Raw genomic sequence first — 15,969 nt, 5'->3', positions numbered from 1 at the left:
AGCGCCGATGGTAGTTGGGACCTTGTCCCTGTGAGAGTAGGACGTCGCCAAGCAATTAAACACGAGTCAAATGACTCGTGTTTTTTCGTGTTTTCTTTTATAATCCATAGTAATTAAAAATGTATTTAAATAAGTATTATTTTGATTAAATACAGTAGAATGTGGCTAGGATAGTAAATAAGCAAAAGAGTTGCAAATTTTATTAATACGTATATAATTAAAGTCAAAGATAGTCAAAGTCAATAAAGGTGGCGGATAAATGAGAAATATATCTGATATCATTGAGCAATATCTAAAGCAAGTTATTGACTTAAGTAATAATAATGTGATTGAAATCAAAAGAAATGAGATTGCGGATCGATTCGAGTGCGTACCATCTCAAATCAATTATGTAATCAATACCCGTTTTACGTTAGAAAGAGGATTTGTAGTAGAAAGTAAACGTGGTGGAGGAGGTTACATTCGCATTATAAAAGTCAAACTGCATGACGATATAGACATTATTGATCAAATGCTTCATATGATTGATCATAGCGTTGCGCAAGGAAATGCAGAGAGTATGATTATACGTTTAATAGAAGAGGGAATCATAACGAATCGTGAAGCTAAACTTATGTTAAGCGTACTAGATCGTTCTGTATTATCAATGGATGTCCCTTCTCGAGATGAACTTAGGGCTCGAATATTATGCGCAATGTTAAGAACACTGAAATATAAATAAATACAGCTTTTGTAAAAGAATAATAACTAAGAGATAAGGCAGTTAAATATTGTAGAAGTTTTGAAAAAAGAACACGCACTTTTATGTAAACGAATAAAGGAAAGTGAACAGTCTAGTAATGTATGAAAAGTACTATGAGATAGATCGTTCCTGTTGTAAAGGTGGGGATAGTGATGACTTGTCAAAACTGTAATATAAGACCAGCAACTTTACATTATACAAAAGTAATTAACGAAAACAAGGCGGAAGTTCATCTTTGTGAGCAATGTGCAGAACAAAGTGGCTATACGTCTTTCTTTCAATCATCGCAGTCTAACTTTTCATTCCATGATTTATTTGCTGGGTTATTACACGGTGAATCAACAATGTTTGAAGAAGGAAAAAGCGGATTTTCGAACACAAATATATTAAGATGTCCAGATTGTAAAATGACATATGAGCAACTTACAAAGGTAGGACGCTTTGGATGTGCTTCTTGTTACGATACATTTAAGGAACATGTAAAGCCGTTATTAAAACGTCTTCACGGCGGGCATACAGATCATTGTGGAAAAATTCCGGAGCGTATAGAAGGAAATATTCACTTAAAGAAAGAATTAGATGAACTAAAACTCATTCTGAAACAATACGTACAGAAAGAGGAATTTGAGAAAGCTGCTGAAATAAGGGATAAAATTAGAAACCTTGAAAATCAGCTTAGTGAGCATAGAGAGGGGGAATAGTTCTATGTCACTGGACAAAATTATGAATGAAGCGATTAGTCCGTGGATGAAGGGGGATGGCCCTGATTCTGATATTGTTTTAAGTAGTCGAATTCGTTTGGCTCGTAATTTTAAAAAATATCAATTCTCTACTATGCAAAATGAAGAAGAAGCTAAACTGATTCAAGAATTATTTAAAAAGGAATTTATAAATAAAACGGTAGAACCTTTTGGAGAGTTTGAGCTATTAAAAATGAATGAATTAACGCCTCTTCAAAGGAGAGTATTAGTTGAAAAGCATTTAATTAGTCCCAACCTTGCAGGAACAGAATATGGAGCATGTCTATTGTCAGAAAGCGAACATATTAGTGTTATGCTGAATGAAGAAGACCATATTCGGATTCAGTGCTTATTTTCAGGATTGCAGTTATCAGAGGCTCTTCAAAGTGCCAATCAAATAGATAATTGGATTGAGAAAGAGGTTGAATATGCTTTTGATGAATCACTTGGATATATTACAAGCTGCCCTACTAATGTTGGTACAGGATTGAGGGCTTCTGTAATGATTCATTTACCGGGGCTCGTTTTGACGAAAAGAATTAGCCGTATTATACAAGTAATTCAAAAATTAGGGTTAGTAGTAAGAGGAATATACGGTGAAGGTAGCGAAGCGTTAGGTAATATATTTCAAGTGTCAAACCAAATGACGCTAGGAAAATCTGAAGAAGATATTATTGCAGATTTAAAGAGTGTCATTCAACAAATCATACAGCAAGAAAAGATGGCTAGAGAATTAATTGTACAAAATTCAAGTATTGAGCTTGAAGATAAAGTTTATCGCTCTTATGGCATACTAGCCAACAGTCGTTTAATTCAATCTGCGGAAGCAGCCAATTGCTTATCAGATTTACGACTTGGTATTGATTTAGGATATATAAAAGGTATATCGAGAAATATTTTGACTGAGCTAATGGTTCTTACACAACCAGGCATTTTACAACAATATGCAGGAGGACCTTTAGGACCAGAAGAAAGAGATTATCGAAGAGCAACCTTAATCCGTGAGCGATTACGTATTGAAAAAACTAAGCGCAAGTAGGAGGCGATTTCTATGATGTTTGGAAGATTTACAGAAAGAGCACAGAAAGTATTAGCTTTATCTCAAGAGGAAGCGATTCGTATTGGGCATAACAATATTGGAACAGAACATATTTTACTTGGGCTTGTCCGCGAAGGTGAAGGGATTGCAGCAAAAGCGTTGATTGCTCTTGGATTAAGCCCGGAGAAAGTTCAAAAAGAGGTAGAAGCGTTAATTGGGCGCGGAACAGAAGCTTCTCAAACTGTACATTATACACCGCGTGCTAAAAAGGTTATTGAGTTGTCTATGGATGAAGCTCGCAAATTAGGTCATTCTTATGTTGGAACAGAACATATCTTACTTGGTTTAATCCGCGAAGGTGAAGGGGTAGCAGCACGTGTTTTAAATAACTTAGGTGTTAGCTTAAATAAGGCAAGACAACAAGTATTGCAACTTCTTGGAAGTAATGAAGCAAGTTCAGGTCATCAAGGTGGTTCTTCAACAAATGCAAATACACCAACACTTGATAGCTTAGCACGTGATTTAACAGTTGTTGCACGTGAAAATCGTTTAGATCCTGTTATTGGACGTGGTAAAGAAATTCAACGTGTAATTGAAGTTTTAAGTCGTAGAACAAAAAACAACCCTGTATTAATTGGGGAGCCTGGTGTAGGTAAAACGGCAATTGCAGAAGGATTAGCACAACAAATCGTAAATAATGAAGTTCCTGAAACTTTAAGAGATAAGCGTGTTATGACACTAGATATGGGCACAGTGGTAGCCGGAACGAAATACCGTGGTGAATTTGAAGACCGTTTGAAGAAAGTAATGGATGAAATCCGCCAAGCAGGAAATATCATTCTATTTATTGATGAACTTCATACATTAATTGGTGCAGGCGGCGCAGAAGGTGCTATTGACGCATCTAACATTTTAAAACCATCTTTAGCTCGTGGAGAATTACAATGTATTGGGGCGACAACGTTAGATGAATATCGCAAATATATTGAAAAAGACGCAGCTTTAGAGAGACGTTTCCAACCAATTCATGTTGATGAGCCAAGTTTAGATGAATCAACTCAAATTTTGAAAGGTTTACGCGATCGTTATGAGGCACATCACCGCGTATCTATTACAGATGATGCAATTGATGCAGCTGTAAAGCTTTCAGATCGTTACATTACAGATCGTTTCTTACCAGATAAAGCAATTGATTTAATTGATGAAGCTGCTTCAAAGGTGCGCTTACGCTCTTATACAACACCACCAAATCTAAAAGAGCTTGAAGTGAAGCTTGAGGAAATTAGGAAAGAAAAAGATGCAGCTGTACAAAGTCAAGAATTTGAAAAAGCTGCTTCGTTACGTGATATGGAACAACGCTTACGTGAGAAGTTAGAAGATACGAAGCGTCAATGGAAAGAGCAACAAGGAAAAGAAAACTCAGAAGTGACAGTAGAAGATATTGCAAATGTCGTTTCTACGTGGACTCGTATCCCGGTTTCTAAACTTGCACAAACAGAGACTGATAAATTATTAAACTTAGAATCAATTCTTCACGATCGTGTGATCGGTCAAGATGAAGCGGTAGTAGCTGTAGCGAAAGCTGTTCGTCGTGCTAGAGCAGGCTTGAAAGATCCGAAACGTCCGATTGGTTCATTTATTTTCTTAGGACCAACAGGTGTAGGTAAAACGGAGCTAGCAAGAGCGTTGGCAGAATCTATGTTCGGTGATGAGGATGCAATGATTCGCATCGATATGTCTGAGTACATGGAGAAGCATTCTACTTCTCGTTTAGTTGGATCTCCTCCAGGATATGTTGGATATGAAGAAGGTGGACAATTAACAGAAAAGGTTCGCCGTAAGCCATATTCAGTTGTCTTATTAGATGAAGTAGAGAAAGCTCATCCTGATGTGTTTAACATTTTACTACAAGTATTAGAAGATGGTCGCTTAACAGATTCTAAAGGGCGTACAGTTGATTTCCGTAATACAATTGTTATTATGACATCTAACGTTGGTGCAGAAGCGTTAAAACGTAATAAACATCTTGGATTTAACGTACAAGATGAGAGCCGCGATTATTCAGATATGAAAGGTAAAGTAATGGATGAACTGAAAAAGGCATTCCGTCCAGAATTCTTAAACCGTATTGATGAAATTATCGTGTTCCATATGCTTGAGAAAAAACATATTCAAGAGATTGTAACACTTATGGTAAATCAGTTAGTAAATCGCTTAAAAGAGCAAGAAATTGAATTGCATTTAACAGAAGGAGCGATTTCGGCTATTGCTGATAAAGGGTTTGACCGAGAGTACGGTGCTCGTCCGCTTCGTAGAGCAATTCAGAAACATGTAGAAGATAGACTATCGGAAGAACTTTTAAAAGGTGCTATTGAGAAAGGACAAAAAGTTATCTTTGATGTTGAAGGAGAATCATTTGTCATTCATAGTGCTGAAAAGGTAAAATAAGTATAGACAAACTAAGAGGGCTACGAGATAGCCCTCTTTCTTGTACGACAAGGATAAATTGTTTATAGATGAAAGTGAAGTGAGATATAAAACGATATGGCTAAAAAGAAAACAAAATTTACATGTCAAGAGTGTGGGTATCAGTCACCAAAATATATGGGGAAATGCCCTGGATGTGGTCAATGGAATACGCTTGTTGAAGAGATGGAACCGGTTGTATCATCAAGGCGCCTTAATTATGCCAATGCAATTCAAACAGAAGTAACAAAACCAAGGCGTCTAACAGAAGTGGAAACAAAGTCTGAGGCGCGTATTGAAACAAAATTTCAAGAATTTAACCGTGTACTTGGTGGCGGGATTGTAGATGGATCCTTAGTACTGATTGGTGGAGACCCCGGGATTGGAAAATCAACGTTACTGTTACAAATATCATCGCAATTAGCAGATTCTTCATATGATGTCCTATATATATCAGGTGAAGAATCAGCAAAACAGATTAAACTGCGTGCGGATCGTTTACATGTAAATGGTAGTAATCTATTTGTTGTATCAGAGACGGATTTACAGCGAATTGCAACACATATTGAAGAGGTGAACCCAGCCTTTGTTGTTATTGACTCTATTCAAACAATACATCTACCTGAAGTAACATCAGCGCCGGGAAGTGTGGCACAAGTTCGTGAATGTACAGCGGAATTAATGAAACTTGCAAAAACGAAAGGAATCCCTATTTTTATCGTTGGACATGTGACAAAAGAGGGAGCGATTGCAGGACCTCGTATGTTAGAACATATGGTCGATGCAGTTCTTTACTTTGAAGGAGACCGTCATCATACATACCGTATTTTGCGAGCAGTAAAGAATCGTTTTGGTTCTACGAATGAAATGGGTATTTTTGAAATGAAAGAGCTTGGCCTTGCAGAAGTATTAAACCCTTCTGAAATTTTTCTTGAGGAAAGACCAGTTGGGGTTGCAGGATCAACAGTGGTTGCCTCAATGGAAGGAACAAGACCAGTTTTAGTAGAAATACAAGCATTAATCTCCCCTACTAGTTTTGGAAACCCGCGAAGAATGGCAACGGGAATTGATCATAATCGTGTATCGCTTATTATGGCAGTGCTAGAAAAAAGAACAGGCTTATTATTGCAAAATCAGGATGCATATTTAAAAGTAGCAGGTGGTTTGAAGTTAGATGAACCAGCAATTGATTTAGCTGTCGCTTTAAGTATAGCTTCAAGTTTTAGAGATAAATCAACGGCACCAACCGATGCAGTAATAGGAGAAGTAGGATTAACTGGAGAAATAAGAAGAGTATCAAGAATCGAACAACGTGTACAAGAAGCAGCTAAATTAGGATTTCAACGTGCTATTATTCCTAGAAAAAACTTGGGAGGATGGACAATTCCAGATGGGATTGAGGTAGTTGGTGTATCTAATTTAGGAGAAGCGCTTCGTTTGACATTAGGAGGCTAGGCTATGGAAGAAAACAAGCAACGTGTCAAAAGTATGATTAATATTTTACAACTTGTGGCCCCGGGAACACCACTGCGCGAAGGGATAGATAATGTACTTCGCGCACAAACAGGGGGATTAATTGTTCTTGGATATAATGAGCAGATTAAAAGTATTGTTGATGGAGGTTTTCATATTAATTGTGCATTTTCTCCGGCTAGTTTATACGAATTAGCAAAAATGGATGGGGCACTTATTTTAAATGAAACTGGAAGTAAAATTTTGATTGCGAACGCACAGTTAGTTCCAGAGTCATCTATCGACTCTATTGAGACAGGTATGCGCCACCGAACGGCGGAGCGCGTAGCAAAGCAGACAGGTAGCCTTGTTGTGGCTATTTCACAAAGACGTAACGTAATTACGCTATACCAAGGGAATTTACGTTATACACTAAAAGATATAGGTGTTATTTTAACAAAGGCAAACCAAGCTATTCAAACGTTAGAAAAATATAAGGCTGTATGGAATGATGGGATTACGAATTTGGGCATTCTAGAATTTGAAGAGGTTGTTACAATGTCCGAGGTGGTTCATGTTTTACATAGTGTTGAAATGGTACTACGTATTAAAAATGAAATATTGAGCTATATTCATGAATTGGGAACAGAAGGTAGGTTAATTCGTTTACAACTTACGGAACTACTAGCCGACTTAGAAGCAGAGGCAGCGCTATTAATTAAAGATTACTATCAAGAAAAAACACAAGACCATCATCAAATTTTGAAAAAGTTACAAGAGCTTGCGAATACACAACTTCTAGAGGATAGTGATTTAGTTAAATTGCTCGGATACCCGGGACAAACGAGTTTAGAAGAAAGTGTGACGCCGAGAGGATACCGAATCACAAGCAAAATTTCGCGTGTTCCACCACTTATCATTGAAAATTTAATTAATCGATTTAAAACCTTGCAGGGTGTTTGTCGTGCAACTATTAATGAATTAGATGATGTAGAAGGAATTGGAGAAGTCAGGGCGAAGAAAATACGAGAAGGCCTAAAAAGAATTCAAGAGCATCTCTATATGAGTAGACACAATTAAGAATATTACATTGATTCCATAATATAACGACACTAGAACATTTTTGGTATATGATATGATATATTGGTAAATAAAACTATTTATAAAAAAACACGTCCGCTTTTGCATTCGGCGTTTTGATTAGCGAAACAATGGTTAATAATGAGTAGGAGGTGGTTGGATGTTAAAACGGATTGTACAGCTCTTCTTTTTAGTAATCGGGGGAGCGTTAGGGATTTACTTAATCCCAAAGGTTATTAATGTATTAGACATCGGTGCCGTTCCTTTATTGGAAGGATCGTATGTTCGTGCAATTATTGGTGCAATTATTTTATTTTTAACAACATTTTGGCTTGTAGATTATATTGTTCAACTTATTAAGCATATTGAAGAGGCTCTTGTAAAGGCGCCTGTAGCAGATGTTTTATTTGGTACATTAGGTTTAATCTCTGGGCTTATTGTTGCGTATTTAATTTTAATACCAATTCGTGAATTTACAATTCCAGTTATTAGTACAGTGTTGCAAGTGTTCTTTACTCTTTTACTAGGATATTTAGGATTCCAAGTAGGGTTTAAAAAGAGGAATGAATTGCTAGGATTATTTACATTACCACAACGTGGGAAGAAGAAAAATAATAATAGTGAGAATGAAGAACCAGAAAATGAGGTAGAAGAATCTTTAGCGCATTGGAAAATTCTTGATACAAGTGTAATTATCGATGGACGTATTGCTGATATTTGCCAAACAAAGTTTTTAGAGGGAACAATTGTCATTCCACAATTCGTGTTAGAAGAACTTCAGCACATTGCCGATTCTTCTGATGCTTTAAAACGTAATCGTGGTCGCAGAGGATTAGATATTTTAAATCGTATTCAAAAAGAGATGCCGATTCCGGTAGAAATTTATGAAGGTGATTTCGATGATATTCAGGAAGTGGATAGCAAACTTGTAAAGTTAGCGAAAATCACTGGTGGAACGGTAGTAACGAATGACTTCAACTTAAACAAGGTCTCTGAATTACAAGGGGTAACGGTGTTAAATATTAACGATTTAGCTAATGCAATTAAACCTGTTGTACTCCCAGGTGAAGAACTAAGTGTTTATGTTGTAAAAGATGGAAAAGAACAAAATCAAGGTGTGGCATATTTAGATGATGGCACAATGATTGTAGTAGAAGATGGTAGAGAATATGTAGGCTCACAACTCGATGTACTCGTTACGAGTGTGTTACAAACATCGGCGGGGCGTATGATTTTTGCCAAACGTAAATTATTAGAAAAAGCATTATAAGTAGAGGATTATTAATATGTATACATTAATTATTCCAGCAGCGGGTCAAGGAAAGCGGATGGGTGCTGGCAAAAATAAGTTGTTCTTACTTATTAATGAAGTACCAATTATTGTGCATACGTTACGTGCTTTTGAAAAGGATAAAGCATGTAAAAATATTATTATGGCAATTAACGAAGAAGAGCGTCCGTATTTTGAAGAGTTAATGCAGAAGTATCCGGTTGAAAAGCCAGTACAATTTATTCAAGGTGGAGCTGAAAGACAAGATAGTGTATATAACGCGATTCAGCATACGAGTGATGTTGAGTATGTTCTTGTACATGACGGTGCGCGCCCGTTCGTAACGAATAAAGTGATTCAAGATGTATTAACTGCAGCAGAAAAATATGGAGCTTCCATTTGTGCGGTGCCAGTGAAAGATACTGTTAAGAAAGTAGAGCAGGGTGTTGTTGTTGAAACGGTAGAAAGATCTCAGCTTAAAGCTGTACAAACACCACAAGGGTTCTCTGTTTCTCTTTTGTTAGAAGCTCATAGAAGTGCGAAACAGAGTTGTTTTCTTGGTACAGATGATGCAAGTCTCGTAGAACGTATCGGGAAGCAAGTAGGTGTAGTAGGGGGGAGTTACTATAATATTAAAGTGACGACTCCAGAGGATTTACTAATTGCTGAAAGTTTTCTTCACGTTCAAAAGAAATGATAGCAATGATTATAGAGAAGAAAAGCTCGGCAACAGCCGGGCTTTTCTTTATAAGGATAGCGATATAATATAGAATCATAAAGCTCAGTAGTTTAGCTCGAGGAGGATGTAAAAAATGTTTCGAATTGGACAAGGTTTTGATGTACATGAATTTGCGGAAGGTAGACCGTTAATTATTGGCGGGATTACAATTCCTCATGAAAAAGGATTAATCGGTCACTCTGATGCAGACGTATTGTTACATACGATCGCGGACGCGTGTTTAGGTGCAATTGCAGCAGGAGATATCGGAAAACATTTCCCTGATACAGACCCTGCCTTTAAAGATGCTGATTCAGCTGTATTGTTGCAAAAGGTTTGGGAATTTGTGCGTGAACAAGGTTATGAATTAGGAAATTTAGATTGTACAATTATTGCTCAAAAGCCAAAAATGGCACCACATATTGAAAGTATGCGTAAACGCATTAGTGAACTATTAGAAACGTCTATTGATAATATCAATGTAAAGGCAACAACAACAGAAAAATTAGGATTTACAGGTAGAGAAGAAGGAATTGCTTCTCAAGCAGTTGTTTTATTACAGAAAAAATAATGGTTTTTAATTCGTAAGATGGATAATCACATTTTTTTGGTGTACAATTATAGAATGTGTTGACATTAAGAATGGAAGGTGTACCAATTATGGAAAAGCAAGTGAGAGTGCGCTATGCGCCAAGTCCAACAGGACACTTACATATCGGAAATGCGCGTACGGCATTATTTAATTATTTATTTGCTCGTCATCAAGATGGTAAGTTTATTATTCGTATTGAAGATACTGATGTAAAACGTAATGTTGCTGGTGGAGAAGAAAGCCAATTAAAATACTTGAAATGGCTCGGTATGGACTGGGATGAAGGTGTTGATGTTGGTGGTGAATTTGGACCATATCGTCAAACAGAGCGTCTAGATATTTATAAAAAGTTATATGAAGATTTATTAGAGCGTGGTTTAGCTTACAAATGTTACATGACAGAAGAAGAGCTAGAAGCAGAACGCGAAGGGCAAATTGCTCGTGGTGAAACACCTCGTTATGCAGGTAACCACCGTGATTTAACTGAAGCGCAAGTGAAAGAATTTGAAGCTGAGGGACGTATTCCAAGTATTCGTTTCCGTGTACCAGCTGACCGTGATTACACATTTAAAGATATTGTAAAAGATGAAGTTGCATTCCATTCAAATGATTTCGGTGATTTCGTTATCGTGAAAAAAGATGGGATTCCAACTTATAACTTTGCAGTAGCAGTAGATGATCACTTAATGGAAATTACACACGTACTTCGTGGTGATGATCATATTTCAAACACGCCAAAACAAATGATGATTTATGAAGCTTTCGGTTGGGATATTCCACAATTCGGTCATATGACTTTAATTGTAAATGAAAGCCGTAAAAAATTAAGTAAGCGTGATGAATCTATTATTCAATTTATTGAGCAATATAAAGAGCTTGGATATCTTCCAGAAGCAATCTTTAACTTTATTGCACTACTAGGTTGGTCGCCAGTAGGAGAAGAAGAAATCTTCTCTCAAGAAGAGTTTATCAAAATGTTCGATGCAGCTCGTTTATCAAAATCACCTGCATTATTTGATTCTCAAAAACTAAAATGGATGAACAACCAATATATGAAAAAGCAAGATTTAGATACGGTGGTAGAATTAAGCTTACCGCATTTAGTGAAAGCTGGACGTATAGGTGAAACTTTAAGTGAACAAGAACAAGCTTGGATTCGTGATGTAATTGCGTTATATCATGAACAAATGAGCTTTGGAGCTGAAATTGTAGAGCTTTCTGAAATGTTCTTCAAAGATCATGTTGATTATGAAGAAGAAGGACAAGAAGTATTAAAAGGTGAACAAGTACCTGAAGTACTTCGTGCATTTGCTGGTCAAGTAGAAGCACTAGAAGCTATGGAACCGGCAGCAATTAAGGCAGCTATTAAAGCGGTTCAAAAGGAAACAGGTCATAAAGGTAAAAACTTATTTATGCCAATCCGTGTTGCAACTACTGGTCAAACACACGGCCCAGAGCTTCCTAATGCTATTGCACTTCTTGGAAAAGAAAAAGTTTTAAATCGTCTTCAAAAAGTAATTGGTTAACATTTTCTAGGTTTAGAAATATAATAAGTATACTTAAAACCTAATAAGGAAAAGCGACGAGAAGGAGAAGTAGAAAATCAGGCTTTTTACAGAGAGAACCACCTTAGGCTGGAAGTGGTTTATAAGCGGATTTTTGAAATGCCCCTTCGAGTCTTCTGCTGAACAGCAAATGGTTTTGCGAAACGTCTTAGGATAAAGTAAGCAGAAGCGGTGTACACCGTTATCAGAGATGAGTTTGAGGCTTTTTTTAGCCTAAACAGAGTGGAACCGCGCTTATAAGGCGTCTCTGTCAATATGACAGAGGCGTCTTTTTTTATACCGTAAAACTGGGTATGAGTATAAGTTTTATCCGACTTTAATGGGCAGTAAGACCCCCACCTCAAAATTCAGCGAAAGCAAAGAAGTTAGGTGGGGGTCGGGCTGCCCATAAAAATCCGATTGGTGAGGGCTGATAATCAGTGGGGGGTGAAGAAAACCCCCACTGATTAAAGTTTCACTTTATCCACGTGTATAAAGATTTAGGGGGATAAGTAGGGAGTTAGTTCACTCGAAAAAGCAGCCCATAAAGGGGAGGGAACGTCGATGTTTAAGAGGCTTCGGGAAGATATTGAAGTCGTTTTTGAACAGGATCCAGCGGCAAGAAGTTATTTCGAAGTCATTTTGACTTACTCTGGATTACATGCAGTTTGGGCCCATCGAATTGCACATGCTTTTTATAAAAAGAATTTCTTCTTTATTGCACGTTGGATCTCACAAGTTAGTCGTTTCTTTACTGGCATTGAGATTCATCCAGGAGCAACAATTGGTCGTCGTTTTTTCATTGACCATGGAATGGGGGTTGTAATTGGAGAAACGTGCGAAATTGGTGATAATGTAACGATCTATCAAGGAGTTACATTAGGTGGTACGGGTAAAGAAAAGGGAAAGAGGCACCCTACAATTCAGGATAATGTATTAATTGCAACAGGTGCTAAAGTACTGGGTTCTATTACAGTTGGAGAGAACTCTAAAATTGGAGCAGGTTCTGTCGTATTAAAAGAAGTCCCTGCACATTCTACAGTTGTAGGTATACCTGGCCGAGTCGTTATTCAAAATGGAGTAAAGATCGGTCAAGAATTAAATCATTCCGACCTTCCAGACCCAATTTTTGATAAATTAAAGGTCATGGAAGTAGAACTTGATAAATTGAAAAAACAACTTGAAGTAAAGGTAGAAAGGAAGGATAAAAATGACTATTCACATTTATAATACGTTAACACGTCAAAAGGAAGAGTTTACTCCATTAGAAGAAAATAAGGTAAAGATGTATGTATGCGGACCTACAGTTTATAACTATATTCACATCGGGAATGCAAGACCACCTATGGTATTTGATACAGTGCGCCGTTATTTAGAATATAAAGGGTACGATGTGCAGTATGTATCTAACTTTACTGATGTAGATGATAAATTAATTAAAGCAGCAAATGAGTTAGGTGAAGATGTGCCGACAATTGCGGACCGTTTCGTGGAAGCGTACTTTGAAGATGTAACGGCATTAGGTTGCAAACATGCAACAGTTCATCCGCGTGTAACAGAAAATATGGATATTATTATTGAGTTTATTCAAGAACTTGTGAATAAAGGATATGCATATGAATCAGAAGGGGATGTGTACTTTAGAACGAAGGAATTCGAAGGGTACGGTAAGTTATCACATCAACCGATCGCGGACTTACGTCACGGTGCGCGTATTGAAGTAGGGGAAAAGAAACAAGACCCTCTTGATTTTGCTCTATGGAAAGCTGCGAAAGAAGGAGAAATCTTCTGGGAAAGCCCTTGGGGTCAAGGTCGTCCAGGCTGGCATATCGAATGCTCGGCAATGGCACGTAAATACTTAGGGGACACAATTGATATTCACGCTGGTGGTCAAGACTTGGCATTTCCTCATCATGAGAATGAAATCGCGCAGTCTGAGGCATTAACAGGAAAAACATTTGCACGTTATTGGATGCACAATGGATATATTAATATTAATAATGAGAAAATGTCTAAGTCACTTGGGAACTTCATTTTAGTTCACGATATCATTAAGCAATATGATCCGCAGTTAATTAGATTCTTTATGCTATCAGTACATTATCGTCACCCAATTAATTTCAGTGAAGAGTTATTACAAAGCACAAATAACGGACTGGAAAGAATTAAAACAGCTTACGGTAATTTAAAACATCGTATGGAAAGTAGTACGGATTTAACAGATCATAATGAGAAATGGTTAGCTGATCTGGAAAAATTCCAAACTGCATTTGAAGAAGCGATGAACGATGACTTCAATACTGCTAATGCAATCACTGAATTATATAATGTAGCAAATCATGCAAATCAATATTTACTGGAAGAGCATACGTCTACAGTGGTAATTGAAGCATACGTAAAACAACTTGAAACATTATTTGATATTTTAGGGTTAGAATTAGCGCAAGAAGATTTACTAGATGAAGAAATTGAGGCGCTTATTCAAAAACGTATTGAAGCTCGTAAAAATCGTGATTTTGCATTATCAGATCAAATTCGCGATGATTTAAAAAATCGTAATATTATTTTAGAAGATACCGCTCAAGGTACAAGATGGAAAAGAGGATAAGAATGATTGATGCAAAGCAATTAAACAGCTTAGCGTTAGCATATATGGGTGATGCGGTATATGAACAATATATCCGCTATCACCTACTTCAAAAAGGGAAGGTTCGTCCTAATCAGTTGCATCGATTAGGGACAAGCTTTGTTTCGGCAAAAGCACAGGCGAAAGTTGTTTATCATTTATTAGAGACAGCATTTTTAACTGAGGAAGAAGAAGCAGTACTAAGAAGAGGGCGTAATGCAAATTCAGGTACTGTTCCGAAAAATACAGATGTACAAACATATCGACATAGTACAGCCTTTGAAGCGTTAATTGGCTATCATCACTTATTAAATAATCGTGAAAGATTAGAAGAAATTGTATATAAAGCAATTGCTGTTCTAGAAGAAAAGGAAGGGGGCACATCATCATGAGTAGTGAATATATTATTGGACGTAACCCTGTAATTGAAGCGTTACGATCAGGGAGAGATATTAATAAAATTTGGATCGCAGAAGGTGCTGCCAAAGGACAAGTACAAATTGTACTAGCACTAGCGAAAGAAAATAAGATTATTTTACAACATGCACCAAAAAAGAAGTTAGATCAATTAGTTGAGGGCAACCATCAAGGTGTAATTGCTCAAGTGGCCGCATATCAATATGCTGAGTTAGAAGATTTATTCAAAGTAGCAGAGAAGCGTAATGAAGATCCGTTCTTCTTAATTCTAGATGAAATTGAAGACCCGCATAACCTAGGTTCTATTATGCGTACTGCGGACGCAACAGGAGCTCATGGAATTATAATTCCGAAAAGAAGAGCTGTGGGACTTACTGCATCAGTTGCGAAAGCGTCTACTGGGGCAATTGAATATATTCCTGTTGCACGCGTAACGAATTTATCTCGTACAATCGATGAATTAAAAGAACGTGGACTTTGGATTGCTGGTACAGATGCAAAAGGGAAAACGGATTACCGTAATTTAGATGGTAAAATGCCAATTGGATTAGTAATTGGAAGTGAAGGAAAAGGTATGAGTCGTATTATTGGTGAAAAATGTGATTTCTTAATTACTTTACCGATGGTTGGTAAAGTTACATCCTTAAATGCTTCAGTGGCCGCAAGTTTGTTAATGTATGAGGTATATCGTAAACGTAACGAAATTGGTAAATAAAAAATGAACGATATTTTAATCGTTGACGGTTACAACATTATTGGAGCTTGGGGAGACTTGAAGAAACTACGGGATGTAGATTTGCAATCATCAAGAGATGCACTGATTGATAAGATGGCGGATTACCAAGGTTACACAGGGACAAAGGTAATGATCGTTTTTGATGCTTATACAGTCCACGGTATTGAAAAAAAGATGAAACAATCGCGTGTGGAAGTTATATTCACGAGGAAGAATCAAACGGCAGATGAAAAGATAGAGCAACTTGCGATTGAGCTTAGGAATATAAATACGCAAATATATGTTGCGACTTCTGATTATACGGAACAGTGGGTTATATTTGCTCAAGGTGCGCTTCGGAAATCTGCGCGTGAATTAGAGTTGGAAGTACAAGCGATGGAGCAACAAGTAAGAAGGCGTACACAAGACACAAAAGAAAAACAACCCGCCATGCGAAAGATATTTAGTAAAGATATTACAGAAAAGTTAGAAAAATTAAGAAGAGGAGAGCGTTGAAGCATTGACGCTCTTTGTCTTTTTACTGTATAATATTGCTAAATAAATAGCG

Annotated in this window: 15 protein-coding genes and 1 other annotated feature; all 15 genes read left to right on the top strand. The window is 37.1% G+C overall.

Annotated features, from left to right (window positions below; genetic code table 11):
• Nucleotides 1-259 precede the first annotated feature (259 nt).
• The 15 genes from ctsR to AC0NJG_RS26870 all read left to right on the top strand — a co-directional run bounded on the left by ctsR (nucleotide 260) and on the right by AC0NJG_RS26870 (nucleotide 15,917).
• Nucleotides 260-721: a transcriptional regulator CtsR gene (gene ctsR, locus AC0NJG_RS26940; protein ID WP_001244563.1), complete on the top strand. Its 462-nt coding sequence runs from the start codon at nucleotides 260-262 to the stop codon at nucleotides 719-721.
• A 173-nt stretch (nucleotides 722-894) separates the two neighbouring features.
• The gene (locus AC0NJG_RS26935; RefSeq protein ID WP_474063642.1) at nucleotides 895-1,443 is read left to right on the top strand and encodes a UvrB/UvrC motif-containing protein; all 549 of its coding nucleotides are present in this window, start codon (nucleotides 895-897) and stop codon (nucleotides 1,441-1,443) included.
• Between the two features lie 4 nt (nucleotides 1,444-1,447).
• A complete protein-coding gene (locus tag AC0NJG_RS26930) occupies nucleotides 1,448-2,521 on the top strand; it encodes a protein arginine kinase (RefSeq protein ID WP_087951327.1) in 1,074 nt (357 codons plus the stop codon).
• A gap of 12 nt (nucleotides 2,522-2,533) precedes the next feature.
• Complete coding sequence (gene clpC / locus AC0NJG_RS26925; RefSeq protein WP_000971179.1) at nucleotides 2,534-4,969, top strand: ATP-dependent protease ATP-binding subunit ClpC; 2,436 nt, start codon at nucleotides 2,534-2,536, stop codon at nucleotides 4,967-4,969.
• Nucleotides 4,970-5,065: 96 nt separating this feature from the next.
• On the top strand, nucleotides 5,066-6,442 hold the full coding sequence (gene radA, locus AC0NJG_RS26920) for a DNA repair protein RadA (RefSeq protein WP_001085212.1): 1,377 nt from the start codon (nucleotides 5,066-5,068) through the stop codon (nucleotides 6,440-6,442).
• 3 nt (nucleotides 6,443-6,445) lie between these two features.
• On the top strand, nucleotides 6,446-7,519 hold the full coding sequence (disA, locus tag AC0NJG_RS26915) for a DNA integrity scanning diadenylate cyclase DisA (RefSeq protein WP_000392168.1): 1,074 nt from the start codon (nucleotides 6,446-6,448) through the stop codon (nucleotides 7,517-7,519).
• A gap of 160 nt (nucleotides 7,520-7,679) precedes the next feature.
• Complete coding sequence (locus AC0NJG_RS26910; protein ID WP_000919684.1) at nucleotides 7,680-8,789, top strand: PIN/TRAM domain-containing protein; 1,110 nt, start codon at nucleotides 7,680-7,682, stop codon at nucleotides 8,787-8,789.
• Nucleotides 8,790-8,805: 16 nt separating this feature from the next.
• Nucleotides 8,806-9,486, top strand: a complete 681-nt coding sequence (ispD, locus tag AC0NJG_RS26905) for a 2-C-methyl-D-erythritol 4-phosphate cytidylyltransferase (protein ID WP_474063641.1) — start codon at nucleotides 8,806-8,808, stop codon at nucleotides 9,484-9,486.
• Nucleotides 9,487-9,601: 115 nt separating this feature from the next.
• Nucleotides 9,602-10,078, top strand: a complete 477-nt coding sequence (ispF, locus tag AC0NJG_RS26900; protein WP_000488386.1) for a 2-C-methyl-D-erythritol 2,4-cyclodiphosphate synthase — start codon at nucleotides 9,602-9,604, stop codon at nucleotides 10,076-10,078.
• Between the two features lie 89 nt (nucleotides 10,079-10,167).
• Nucleotides 10,168-11,625 carry a glutamate--tRNA ligase gene (gene gltX, locus AC0NJG_RS26895; RefSeq protein WP_000415154.1) on the top strand — a complete coding sequence of 486 codons (1,458 nt, stop codon included), beginning with the start codon at nucleotides 10,168-10,170 and terminating at the stop codon, nucleotides 11,623-11,625.
• Nucleotides 11,626-11,672: 47 nt separating this feature from the next.
• Nucleotides 11,673-11,916, top strand: a binding site (T-box leader).
• Nucleotides 11,917-12,207: 291 nt separating this feature from the next.
• The gene (gene cysE / locus AC0NJG_RS26890) at nucleotides 12,208-12,873 is read left to right on the top strand and encodes a serine O-acetyltransferase (RefSeq protein ID WP_000476500.1); all 666 of its coding nucleotides are present in this window, start codon (nucleotides 12,208-12,210) and stop codon (nucleotides 12,871-12,873) included.
• Entirely contained in the window at nucleotides 12,854-14,251 is a 1,398-nt protein-coding gene (gene cysS / locus AC0NJG_RS26885; protein ID WP_001979540.1) for a cysteine--tRNA ligase, read from the top strand. The genes cysE and cysS overlap by 20 nt, the downstream gene beginning before the upstream one ends.
• A gap of 2 nt (nucleotides 14,252-14,253) precedes the next feature.
• Nucleotides 14,254-14,661, top strand: a complete 408-nt coding sequence (locus AC0NJG_RS26880; protein WP_086384897.1) for a Mini-ribonuclease 3 — start codon at nucleotides 14,254-14,256, stop codon at nucleotides 14,659-14,661.
• Nucleotides 14,658-15,401, top strand: a complete 744-nt coding sequence (gene rlmB, locus AC0NJG_RS26875) for a 23S rRNA (guanosine(2251)-2'-O)-methyltransferase RlmB (protein WP_000093759.1) — start codon at nucleotides 14,658-14,660, stop codon at nucleotides 15,399-15,401. Before AC0NJG_RS26880 ends, rlmB begins: the two co-directional genes overlap by 4 nt.
• Nucleotides 15,402-15,404: 3 nt before the next feature.
• Nucleotides 15,405-15,917 (top strand): NYN domain-containing protein, encoded by a 513-nt coding sequence (locus tag AC0NJG_RS26870; RefSeq protein ID WP_000997883.1) that lies wholly within the window; start codon nucleotides 15,405-15,407, stop codon nucleotides 15,915-15,917.
• Nucleotides 15,918-15,969 lie beyond the last annotated feature (52 nt).

The organism is Bacillus sp. SSR7, from assembly GCF_055902415.1.
The sequence above is the reverse complement of the archived record's forward strand: the minus strand, read 5'-3'. Positions and strand labels throughout refer to the sequence as shown.

What these genes read in the sequence shown, in the direction of transcription:
- clpC (WP_000971179.1), top strand. Translation starts at nt 2,534, where the DNA reads ATGATGTTTGGAAGATTTACAGAAAGAGCACAGAAAGTATTAGCTTTA.
- AC0NJG_RS26880 (WP_086384897.1), top strand. Translation starts at nt 14,254, where the DNA reads ATGATTGATGCAAAGCAATTAAACAGCTTAGCGTTAGCATATATGGGT.
- radA (WP_001085212.1), top strand. Translation starts at nt 5,066, where the DNA reads ATGGCTAAAAAGAAAACAAAATTTACATGTCAAGAGTGTGGGTATCAG.
- cysE (WP_000476500.1), top strand. Translation starts at nt 12,208, where the DNA reads ATGTTTAAGAGGCTTCGGGAAGATATTGAAGTCGTTTTTGAACAGGAT.
- ispF (WP_000488386.1), top strand. Translation starts at nt 9,602, where the DNA reads ATGTTTCGAATTGGACAAGGTTTTGATGTACATGAATTTGCGGAAGGT.
- cysS (WP_001979540.1), top strand. Translation starts at nt 12,854, where the DNA reads ATGACTATTCACATTTATAATACGTTAACACGTCAAAAGGAAGAGTTT.
- AC0NJG_RS26910 (WP_000919684.1), top strand. Translation starts at nt 7,680, where the DNA reads ATGTTAAAACGGATTGTACAGCTCTTCTTTTTAGTAATCGGGGGAGCG.
- ctsR (WP_001244563.1), top strand. Translation starts at nt 260, where the DNA reads ATGAGAAATATATCTGATATCATTGAGCAATATCTAAAGCAAGTTATT.
- ispD (WP_474063641.1), top strand. Translation starts at nt 8,806, where the DNA reads ATGTATACATTAATTATTCCAGCAGCGGGTCAAGGAAAGCGGATGGGT.
- AC0NJG_RS26930 (WP_087951327.1), top strand. Translation starts at nt 1,448, where the DNA reads ATGTCACTGGACAAAATTATGAATGAAGCGATTAGTCCGTGGATGAAG.
- AC0NJG_RS26870 (WP_000997883.1), top strand. Translation starts at nt 15,405, where the DNA reads ATGAACGATATTTTAATCGTTGACGGTTACAACATTATTGGAGCTTGG.
- AC0NJG_RS26935 (WP_474063642.1), top strand. Translation starts at nt 895, where the DNA reads ATGACTTGTCAAAACTGTAATATAAGACCAGCAACTTTACATTATACA.
- rlmB (WP_000093759.1), top strand. Translation starts at nt 14,658, where the DNA reads ATGAGTAGTGAATATATTATTGGACGTAACCCTGTAATTGAAGCGTTA.
- gltX (WP_000415154.1), top strand. Translation starts at nt 10,168, where the DNA reads ATGGAAAAGCAAGTGAGAGTGCGCTATGCGCCAAGTCCAACAGGACAC.
- disA (WP_000392168.1), top strand. Translation starts at nt 6,446, where the DNA reads ATGGAAGAAAACAAGCAACGTGTCAAAAGTATGATTAATATTTTACAA.